This is a genomic window from Streptococcus lactarius (assembly GCF_016642265.1).
Taxonomy (GTDB): Bacteria; Bacillota; Bacilli; order Lactobacillales; family Streptococcaceae; genus Streptococcus; species Streptococcus lactarius.
This window is the reverse complement of the sequence record NZ_MRXX01000003.1, coordinates 53,884-64,517: the sequence shown is the minus strand read 5'-3', so window position 1 is coordinate 64,517 and position 10,634 is coordinate 53,884. Positions and strand designations below refer to the sequence as shown.

Sequence of the window (10,634 nt, the reverse complement as noted above, 5' to 3'; positions counted from 1 at the left end):
AATCGAATTCTAACGAATGACCGATTTCTGTCCCACTCTCTTTTTTTCCTTCCTCCAGATTTTTGTTTAAAAATATGTTATAATGATGAAAAATGAAGAAAAGAGAAAACCATGACCATACCAAGTTTTGGTGAAAAAAAAGAAGATGTAACCTACGTCAATCGTTACGGCGTCTACGCTGTTATCCCCAATCAAACCAAAGACCAAATCATCCTCGTTCAAGCCCCAAATGGTGCTTGGTTCTTACCAGGTGGAGAGATTGAAGCTGGCGAAAACCACCTAGAAGCTCTGAAGCGAGAACTGATTGAAGAACTAGGTTTTACCGCTGTTTTAGGGGAGTATTATGGCCAAGCGGACGAGTATTTCTATTCAAGTCACCGGGATACCTACTACTACAATCCAGCCTATATTTATGAGGTGGTAGATTATACAGAAGCTCAAAAACCTCTGGAAGATTTTAACAATCTCTCTTGGTTTCCAATTGATGAAGCGATGGAAAAACTCAAACGTGGCAGTCATAAATGGGGTATCAAGCAATGGAAAATTTCCCACAAAAACTAAGAAACTTCTTCTTTCGTAAACCATAAAAAAGTGCTATAATAAATGAAGATAGAGGTTAGGAGGAACTCATATGAAGCTCATTAATACCACAAATAGTCATGCTGCATTGGTGAAAAGCCAACTTGCCAGCACGGATGCCTTGCTCGTTGAGGTTTATTCCGCGGGCAATACCGATGTTGTGTTTACTCAGGCCCCAACCCATTATGAATTGTTGATCAGCAACAAACACCGTGCTATCCGTGAAACAGAAGTTGAAAAAATTCGTGAGTTCTTTTTAAAACGCAAAGTGGATCTCAAAATCATTGATCAATCCGCTATCAAGACCCTCTACACCGATAAACTCATTGAAATTTCCTTTCCAATTACTAAGTAAGGCCAATTTGCCTTACTTTTTTCTTTAGTATCTTTTTCCAAAAAAAATCCTTTCACCTCGATTATGAGATGAAAGGATTCTTTATTTCTGAAAGATCATTTTTACGTGAGGGGTAGAAGCCAAGATAAAAGGCTCGCTCACCGTTTGAAAACCTAATTTTTCGTACAAGCCAACCACCTGTTCTTGAGCCTCAATTTCAATGGACCGTCCAGGAAATCTCTGTTCACACAGGTCCAAAATCTGCTCTACCATGTCTTTTCCCAGTCCTTGGCCACGACTGTCTTTGGCTACAGCCACTCGACCAAAATGAATCGTAGCCCCTGTCTCAAAGATACGTGCATAGGCATCTACGCGTCCTTTCTCATCTTGATGAAAAAGATGGATAGATCGATAATCAACATCATCGAGGTCATTGTAGATCCTAGTTTGTTCCACGACAAAGGTCTCTAATCGCAGCTGAACGATCTCGTAAAACTCTTTCAGTTCTAGTTCCTTAAATTCTTTCTGGTACCACATAACTTCCTCTTTATTGAAAAGTCGCAAGGAGACTCTCAATTGTCTTTGGATTGTCGAGTAAGACGCAGTGGTTGAGTGGGCTCTACTACGCTGATTTCATCAGCTTTTACAGCCCTACTCAACTGTGCGGAGGTGGGACGACGAAATCGAATTCTAACCAATTACCGATTTCTGTCCCACTCTCGATTTTTCACATCTTATTATTTAGCTTCAAATCCTTCTGCGACTGCGTCCGCAAAGTTCTCTTCGACGATGCTTGCACAGTGGTCGCAGATTGTTGCGTGGTAGTGACGTTCAGCCGTTGTTGGATCAATGCGACGGCAACGGTCACACACTTCACCAGCTGCACGTTCGACTGTGAAGGAAACATCTTCAAAGGTCACTGCACCTTCTGGAGCTGGTCCTTCTGCGATGGTCAACTCAGAAACAATCAAGAGTTGAGCAACATTGCTATCAACAGCCCCTAGAAGTGTTTTCACAACTTCATTTGGATAAACTGTCAAGTGAGCTTCAAGAGATTTACCGATGACTTTTTCATTACGCGCTTCTTCCAAGGCTTTTTGAGCTTGTCCACGGAAGGTCATGAAGGCTGACCAAGTATCTAAGATTTCTTCTTGATTTGCAAACGTTTCTGCTTCTGGTAATTCTGACAATTGCACATAGTCTTCTGCTTCAAACTCAAGATAAGACCAGATTTCTTCAGCAGTATGCGGTAGAATTGGCGTCAAGAGTTTAGTGATTTTTACCAAAATATCATAGAAGACTGTTTGCATTTGACGGCGTTCTAGAGACTTCGCACTCTCGATATAGACCACATCTTTGGCAAAATCAAGGTAGAAGGCTGACAAGTCCACATTGATAAAGTTTACAAGGGCCTTGTAGATGGTCAAGAACTCAAAGTTTTCATAGGCATCACGAATCGTTTTCACAAGTTGATTGAAGCGAATCGTCATGTATTTATCCACTGAACGAAGCTCATCATAAGCGACTGTATCCTCAGCTGGATTAAAGTCAGAAGTATTGGCAATCAAGAAACGAAGGGTATTCCGAATCTTCCGGTACGTTTCAGATACTTGGCTTAAGATATCCATAGAAATACGGACATCGTTTGTCGAATCAACACTAGTAACCCAAAGGCGCAAGATTTCAGCACCAAATTGCTTTTCAACGTCACTTGGAGCAATCGTATTTCCAAGAGATTTCGACATCTTCTCACCTTTCCCATCCAAGGCAAAACCTTGAGACAAGATTTGCTTGTAAGGCGCTACACCATGGTTGGCTACAGAAGTGATCAAAGATGAGTTAAACCAACCACGGTATTGGTCAGACCCTTCAAGATAGAGATCCGCTGGATATTTGAGTTCTGGACGATTAACGATGACACCATTCCATGATGAACCGGAGTCGAACCATACGTCCATGATATCTGTTTCTTTTGTGAATTCACCATTTGGTGAACCTGGATGAGTGAAGCCTTCTGGAAGAAGATCCTTGGCATCCCGTTCCCACCAGATAACCGATCCATACTCTTCAAATAGTTGAGCCACATGTTCAATGGTTTCAGCTGTCATGATCGGTGTCCCGTCTTCAGCATAGAAGATTGGGAGTGGAACACCCCAAGCACGTTGACGAGAGATGACCCAGTCACCACGGTCACGAATCATGTTGTAGAGACGGACTTTCCCCCATTCTGAATGGAATTTCACTTTTTCAATTTCATCCAAAATTTCTTGACGGAATTTCGATACAGAGGCAAACCACTGTGGAACCGCACGCCAGATAATTGGCTTCTTAGTCCGCCAGTCAAATGGGTAGGAGTGAGAAATGTCTTCTTTAGCAAGAAGGAGGTCTCCAAGTTTTTCAATAACTGTTGGAACAACCTTATCATAGAACTGACCTGCAAAGTCAGGGCCAGCATTCTCCATCATGATCCCACGTTCATTGACCGTTACAGCAACTTCAAGACCATTTGCGATACCGACATTGTAGTCATCCTCACCAAAACCAGGAGCTGTATGGACGATACCAGTACCTGAATCAAGTGTGACGTGGTCTCCAAGAATCACCAATTCGTCAACTGCTGCATCCCATGGGTGTTCGGTTACGATATGGTTTAATTCTTTCCCTTGGTAGGTTGCAAGAACTTCTGGATGGTCCCAACCAAATTTCTCAGACAAGCTTGGCAATAACTCAGAAGCCACTACGTATTTACGATCAGAACCCGCAGGTTTCACGACAACATAATCAAAGTCAGCACCTACTGTCAAACCGCGAGAAGCTGTAATGGTAAATGGGGTGGTTGTCCAGACAACGATGTAAGTATCTGTATCTAGAACACCTTTGCCATCCTTGACTTTATTCCCATAGTAAAGAGAGGTAGAAACCAAATCGTGGTATTCAATTTCTGCTTCAGCAAGAGCAGATTCAGAAGACCAAGACCAGTATACAGGTTTCGCACCACGGTAAATATAGCCTTTGTTGGCCATTTGTCCAAAGACACGAATTTGAGCCGCTTCATAATCAGGTGTTAAGGTGACATATGGATGGTCCCAATCTCCTGAAACACCCAAACGTTTAAAGTCTTCTCTTTGTTTATCAACTTGAGAAAGTGCATACTCACGACACATTTTAAGGTATTCAGAGCGTTCAATTTCTTTGCGTTTAACCCCTTGTTTCGCCAAGACCTGTTCGATTGGCAATCCATGGGTATCCCAACCAGGGATATAAGGGGCATAAAAACCAGACATAGATTTTGAACGAACGATAATGTCCTTCGAAATTTTGTTCATAGCATGTCCAACGTGAATATTCCCGTTTGCGTATGGAGGGCCATCATGAAGTGTAAAATGCGGTTTTCCTTCATTTAATTCTTGACGACGTTGATACAATTTTGCATCTTCCCATTCTTTTTGCCAAACGGGCTCTTTGGTTGGAAGTCCAGCCCGCATTGGGAAGGCTGTCTTTCCTAGATTCAATGTTTCTTTGAGTTTCATTGTGTCTCCTTATTGCGTTAAAAATAAAAAAACACGAGCATCCAAAAAGGACGATTGCTCGTGGTACCACCTTTGTTTGAGAAGTCGCGTGCGATCTTCTCCTCTCATCCCGTAACGAGGGAAACGTTCACTCTTACTGTTCTGTTCAGAATGAAAATTGTAAAAGGATCATCCATTAAGAGGGAGTGCAGATCTTCCACCATCATCTGCTCGCTAGACCTATCATTAATGGACCTGTTTTTACGAAATTATAAAATATTGACAGATTCACGACTTGCTTCGTCTTCTGATGAAGCTGTTTCATCCACAACTTCTTCAGTTTCTTGATGCGCGTGTTCTGCTTCTTCTAAAGCGGACTGAACTTTTTCATTCAAACCTTCAAACGCTTGTGTAGCTCCCAACTCTAGGTTAGCGGCTTCAATGCGTTTTTGCAATTCTTCAATCTCAGCTGGTGAGAACTGACGGGTCAAATCAATGGTGTCATCTTCTGAATGATGATGAACTGATTCCCCTAATGCTTTTTCAACGATTTCGCGGAAAGCTTCATCACTAGTTTGAATATACATGGCTGTTGGGCGAAGAATTTCATCCCATTCAGGTGTATCAATAATACTCAACTGGCTTTCAATAGTTGATTTCAAGCGTTGATGGAAGACGCGTGTCTTGTTCTTCAATTCTTCTGTTTCAACGGCCACTTTCTTAGCATTATCCGTTGCGTGACGAAGGATTTCATTTGCTTTTTGTTTTGATTCATCAATCAAATGTTGTGCATCTTGTTCTGCTTGGCGAACAATATTTTCAGAACGTTCGTTAGCAGCTTGTTTCACACGTTCAGCTGTATCTTGGGCAATCAAAACTGATTGGCTCAATGAATCTTTCATTTCATCAAAATAATTGAGACGCTCTTCAAGGGCTTGAATTTTTGATTCTTGCTCATGGTTCAATCGAACTAAATCTTCGTAATCACGAACAATGATGTCAAGAAATTCTTCAACTTCATTTGCATCATATCCTCTGAATTTAACACCAAATGTTTTATCTTTAATTTCTAAAGCAGTAAGAGCCATAAACTCCTCCTTATTTTTTACTTAGAAGTATTTCAACAGTTATTTTATATTTTCCACTCTTTGAAATACCATTTTCAGAAACAATTTTAAGACGTCCAAAACGTCGGACGCTGACTAAATCATTCAAAGCAACGAAACCACTGCCATTTGTAGTAGTCGCATAGTTCACCTTTACCAAACCAGTGCTAACCAGTTGACTAGCCTGGGAGCGAGACAACTTAAAGCCTGCGGAAATAACCTTATCCAAACGATAACTTGATACCAGTATATCCCGAGATTGGCTTTCTTCTTCAAGGATCAACTGCTGAGACAAAGGAACTTCCTTGATTTTGACAGGAACTCTTGAAATTTTCTGGACGTGATCCATAAAATAGAGAGCAAAGCGTTGTTCCACAAACACTTGAATGCGTCCGTCTCCCATCAAAATATCTCCAAAAGACTTTCGATCCACTCCCAATTGATGGACAATCGTGCCCAGAACCTGGGAATGTGTCAACTGATGAAATTTGGAAGAATAGGTTATTTCCAACAAGGAAAGATCAAAATCAGAAGGATCCAATTGGTAATAATCTGGTGCCACAATGACCTTGGCATACTCCATCTTCCTATCATCACTCGAGACAAAGACCTGTAGTGGATAACTTGCAGCAACATTTCGTAAAATAGTTACCTGGTGCGGGTTCAAGAAACTCGTCACCTCAACCGAATAGCGTTCGATTACACGTTCCGATAATTCTATGCACCGATCGATAAATTCATGATCTTCTGGATGAAAATGTTGGTAAATTTCTTTTTGTTTCATCTTACTTTAGCCGATCATCAACAAAAAGAGTTGAGCCACCAATCGTTCCAAGAAATTGAGAAGCAAAATAGCTACAAGTACCGTAAAATCCAAGCCTGCAAACTGCAAGGGTAATTTCTTAAAAAGGCTCAAAAATGGTTCAACTAGGCGATGAACCATTTGTCCAAGAGCACTTTCTGGGGCTCCAGGGAACCAAGAAAGCAAGGCATAAATGACAAGAATGATAGAGTAAATTTGAATGATATTTGAAATAAACTGAAACAATACCATATTAACGATTGCGTTTCATATCAAAATCAAATTCTGACACTTCCACATCATTTGGAAGGCGAATATCTTCGACATTGACCACAACGTTGATCGGAGTCAACAAGTACATGGTACTTGCAACACGACGAAGATTTCCAGCCAAGACATAACGGGCACCATCCAAGTAGTCTAAACAACGACGTGCTTGAACTTCCGTCATGTATTGGAAGTCGATGAGGATACTCTCATTAGATAGTAATAGATCGACAATTTCAGTCGCTTCCTCGTATTTACGGGGATAGCGAACATCAATTGTGATTTTTTCATCTGGATTTTCACGTTTACTTGCCAATTCTAACTGACGTTCATGCAAACGAGTAATATTTTCAGATGAATTCTTCGTAGTACTCACCGGTTCTTTCACAACAGCTGTAGAGACTGTAGTTGTCACAGGCGCTACTGGAGTGGCCTTTGGTTTTGGTTTTTGTTTCACTTGTTCTTTTTGACTAATCTGTGGACGTTGAGAAGTCACTTGAGGAGCTTTTTGAGGCTGAGGAACTGGTTGTGTTTCTGCCCCGGCTGCCTTGACCTCACGAACTTCTACTTCTTCACCGTCTTCTGTGAAGTAGTCAATAAAATTATTAAATTTATCTTTTAATGACATAGTTCTTTCCTATTTAAAAAATGATGACCCGATTCGCACATAAGTCGCTCCATTCTCAATGGCTACTTCAAAGTCCCGACTCATACCCATGCTTAATTCTGAAAAAGGCATATTTTTTAATTGTTTTTTTTCTAGTTGTTTCTGAAGTTGGTGAGTTTTTGAAAAAATATCCTGCAACTCTTCTTGACTAGCCTCAAAGGGAGCCATCGTCATTAAACCAACAATTTTTATTTTATCCAGCTGTGCGATGTCCGCTAAAACAGTATCCAATTCATCGACTGAAAATCCATGCTTACTTTCCTCACCAGAGATATTCACTTGGAGGAAACACTTGATTGGGTGTTCTGCTCGCTTTTGAATTTCTTGAGCTAACTTCACCGAGTCCAAGGCATGAAAGTAATCCACGAGATTGATCACGTCTTTTACCTTGCGTCTTTGGAGACTCCCAATCAAATGCCAAGTGAGATCATAGTCTTTTAGAGCCTGATATTTTTCTAGAAATTTATCGACCCGATTTTCAGCAATGTGTTGAATTCCTGTTTTGACCAAAGCTTCTGCTGTTTCAACATCCACATACTTGGTAACAGCTATGATATTGACTGGATCTTGACGGTTGGCTTTGTTTCTAGCTGTTTCTACCTGTTCCCGTACAAGATTAGCATTCTCGATCAGATTCATGATTAACGATTCCGGAAGAATGGAGGTGTTTCCAATTCATCATCATCTGATGAAGAATCGACATAGCGATCCACTTGATGGGTGGATGCTGGTTCCGTTTGGCGGACAATATTCTCACGGCGAATATCCCAATCACCAAAGGCTGAACCACGATTTGGTTCTACCGCTGGACGACTTGGAGTGGTTGGCAATTCAACTTCTTGTTTTAAATCAAATTCACGGTCAAATGGAGCAACTTGTGGTCGTTGTTCACGAGGACCTGTTTTGTAAGGTCGATGACTTGCTGGCGATGAAGCAATCCCACTGACGCGTTCTACCTTGTCTTGACGGACACCCGTCGCAACAACTGTCACACGGATTTCATCTTTAAGAGATTCATCAATAGAAGTACCAAGCCAGATGTTCACGCCATGACCTGCTGCTTGGTTGACAATTTCTGAAGCTTCTTCCGCTTCGATCAAGGTCATATCCAAGCCACCTGTTACGTTGACGATGACGTCTTCTGCACCATCAATGGTTGTTTCAAGAAGTGGAGAGTAAATGGCTTTGCGTGCAGCTTCAATGACACGTTCTTCACCACTACCAACACCAATACCCATTAAGGCATTTCCTTTACTTTCCATCACAGTTTTCACATCTGCAAAGTCAAGGTTGATCAATCCAGGGCTTGTGATCAAGTCTGTAATCCCTTGAACACCTTGGCGAAGAACATTGTCTGCTTCGCTCAAAGCTTCTAGAAGTGGAGTCTTCTTGTCAACAATTTCAAGTAAGTTGTTGTTTGAGATAATCAAGAGAGTATCCACATGTTCGCGGAGCTCATTGATTCCTTCAATCGCAAAGTTTCCACGTTTCGTTCCTTCAAAGCCAAATGGACGAGTCACAACGGCTACGGTCAAGGCTCCAACTGCTTTTGCAATACGAGCGATCACTGGTGCAGCACCTGTACCAGATCCTCCTCCCATCCCTGCAGTGATGAAAACCATGTCTGCACCTTGCAAGGCTTCTGTCAATACTTCTTCGCTTTCTTCAGCTGCTTTACGACCAACTTCAGGTTGGCCTCCAGCACCCAATCCGCGAGTCAATTTTGGACCCAATTGAATGACTGTTTCAGCTTTTGCACTTGAAAGTGCTTGAACGTCTGTATTGGCTGCGATGAATTCTACACCGGCAACGCCTTCGTCAATCATACGATTGATGGCGTTACCGCCACCACCACCGACACCGATTACCTTAATAACTGCACCTTGTGCCGCTGCTGTGTCAAATGAAAATGTCATAAATACTTACACTCCTTAATCAAACATATTACCGATCAAATTTTTCATTCGATCTGTGAATGAAGGTTTTGATTCTTGTTTGTGATCATTGCCTGCTGCTGGGATTTCTTGAGTATCTACTGGAGAATCGATCTTTTCAGCATTGTAGGCTGGGACAACCGTTTGAGCTGTTGGAGCTGATTGCGGTTGTACTTGCGTTTGAACTGGACGATCAAATTGAATCGGCTGTTGACGCAAAACCTCATCGCCATGAACTGCAGCTTGAGCAATAATATCTACATCAGTCAAATTACCAGCGTATTCAGACAGGCTAATCACATGGGCAAAGGCTGGGTTTCGAATTCCAATTTGGTTTGGAACAAACAATTTGACATTGACACCAAAGACTTCTTGAGCCAATTCTTCAATACCAGGAAGGATCGCACCTCCACCGATAATGACAATGCCTCCAGGAAGATCTAGTAAATGTCTTCTATCGAGGTCTTGCTTGATTTGCTCAAAGATGTGTTTGATCCGTGCTGAGATAATTTCAGCCAAGTATTTTTCAGTAACTTCAACCGGTTCAACTTCTCCAATCACTTCTACGTGGAATACTTCGTTTCCAGCAGATGGGACATAAGCTTCACCATAGTTGAATTTCAAACCTTCTGCTAATTTTTGAGAGGTCTTCAATACTTTGGAAATATCTTTGGTAACATAGTCGCCACCTTCTTGATAGATATTTGTAAATTGAAGCTCTTGGCTACGAACAGAAGCCACTGTGGTTTGGCCACCACCAAGATCAATCACTGTAGCACCAAACTCACGTTCGCCTTCGTTCAAGACGGTTTTGATCATAGCTAGTGGGGAAATGATAATATTTTCCACTTGCAAGCCTGCACGTTCTACGGTTTTACGTAAGTTGTGCAAGATCGTACGTGGGCCTGTATAAAGAAGTCCACGCATTTCAAGGCGGATTCCCATCATGCCACGAGGATCACGAATTCCTTGGAAACCATCAACTGTAAATTCTTCAGGAATAAAGGTAATCACTTCACGATCAGGAGTCATGCTTTTTGTAAGAGCAGATTTGACAACATTTTCAACATCTGCATCTGTGATTTCTTTTGAATCACTTGTGACTGGAATCATTCCTTGTGTTGCTTCGATTTGCAACAAGTTTGCAGGTAAGCCAACATTGACTAGATTGATGGAGATCCCTGCTTTTTCCTCTGCTTGACTAATTGCATTTTTAATTGCAGTAGAAGCAGCTTCGATATCTACAATAATTCCATCTTTCACGCCAGCACTTTTGGCATTGCTGACACCAATTACATTCATTTCTCCGTTGACATGTTCTGCCACCAATACTTTTATTGAACTAGTACCGATATCTAAACCTGTAAAAAAGCCGTCTCTAGCCATTACACCAGTCCTCTCTCTTTTTTATTTTCACTATACGTCTATTTATAGCC

Annotated in this window: 11 protein-coding genes and 1 pseudogene; 2 read left to right on the top strand and 10 right to left on the bottom strand. The window is 41.5% G+C overall.

What is annotated here, in order from left to right; all coding sequences use genetic code 11:
- Positions 1–111 precede the first annotated feature (111 nt).
- Together BTU61_RS02490 and BTU61_RS02485 are read left to right on the top strand one after the other, a co-directional pair.
- Positions 112–561, top strand: a complete 450-nt coding sequence (locus BTU61_RS02490) for an NUDIX hydrolase (protein ID WP_200772197.1) — start codon at positions 112–114, stop codon at positions 559–561.
- Positions 562–631: 70 nt separating this feature from the next.
- Positions 632–934 carry a DUF1827 family protein gene (locus tag BTU61_RS02485; RefSeq protein ID WP_187540832.1) on the top strand — a complete coding sequence of 101 codons (303 nt, stop codon included), beginning with the start codon at positions 632–634 and terminating at the stop codon, positions 932–934.
- An 81-nt stretch (positions 935–1,015) separates the two neighbouring features.
- Here the strand turns inward: BTU61_RS02485 and BTU61_RS02480 are convergent, their stop codons facing one another.
- The 10 genes and pseudogenes from BTU61_RS02480 to ftsA all read right to left on the bottom strand — a co-directional run.
- Complete coding sequence (locus BTU61_RS02480; RefSeq protein WP_200772196.1) at positions 1,016–1,450, bottom strand: GNAT family N-acetyltransferase; 435 nt, start codon at positions 1,448–1,450, stop codon at positions 1,016–1,018.
- Positions 1,451–1,650: 200 nt separating this feature from the next.
- Positions 1,651–4,443: an isoleucine--tRNA ligase gene (gene ileS / locus BTU61_RS02475; RefSeq protein ID WP_200772195.1), complete on the bottom strand. Its 2,793-nt coding sequence runs from the start codon at positions 4,441–4,443 to the stop codon at positions 1,651–1,653.
- Between the two features lie 248 nt (positions 4,444–4,691).
- A complete protein-coding gene (locus BTU61_RS02470) occupies positions 4,692–5,510 on the bottom strand; it encodes a DivIVA domain-containing protein (protein ID WP_187540829.1) in 819 nt (272 codons plus the stop codon).
- Positions 5,511–5,520: 10 nt separating this feature from the next.
- Positions 5,521–6,312 (bottom strand): YlmH family RNA-binding protein, encoded by a 792-nt coding sequence (locus BTU61_RS02465; protein ID WP_200772194.1) that lies wholly within the window; start codon positions 6,310–6,312, stop codon positions 5,521–5,523.
- A 6-nt stretch (positions 6,313–6,318) separates the two neighbouring features.
- Entirely contained in the window at positions 6,319–6,582 is a 264-nt protein-coding gene (locus BTU61_RS02460) for a YggT family protein (protein WP_187540827.1), read from the bottom strand.
- Position 6,583: 1 nt separating this feature from the next.
- A complete protein-coding gene (locus tag BTU61_RS02455; RefSeq protein WP_187540826.1) occupies positions 6,584–7,225 on the bottom strand; it encodes a cell division protein SepF in 642 nt (213 codons plus the stop codon).
- Positions 7,226–7,234: 9 nt separating this feature from the next.
- Positions 7,235–7,903 carry a YggS family pyridoxal phosphate-dependent enzyme gene (locus BTU61_RS02450; RefSeq protein WP_200772193.1) on the bottom strand — a complete coding sequence of 223 codons (669 nt, stop codon included), beginning with the start codon at positions 7,901–7,903 and terminating at the stop codon, positions 7,235–7,237.
- Positions 7,904–7,905: 2 nt separating this feature from the next.
- Positions 7,906–9,180, bottom strand: a complete 1,275-nt coding sequence (gene ftsZ / locus BTU61_RS02445) for a cell division protein FtsZ (protein ID WP_187540824.1) — start codon at positions 9,178–9,180, stop codon at positions 7,906–7,908.
- Positions 9,181–9,195: 15 nt separating this feature from the next.
- Complete coding sequence (locus BTU61_RS10360; RefSeq protein ID WP_386690926.1) at positions 9,196–9,402, bottom strand: hypothetical protein; 207 nt, start codon at positions 9,400–9,402, stop codon at positions 9,196–9,198.
- Positions 9,378–10,584, bottom strand: a pseudogene (gene ftsA / locus BTU61_RS02440) (cell division protein FtsA); the annotation flags it as partial. The pseudogene ftsA and the gene BTU61_RS10360, both read right to left, overlap by 25 nt.
- Positions 10,585–10,634 lie beyond the last annotated feature (50 nt).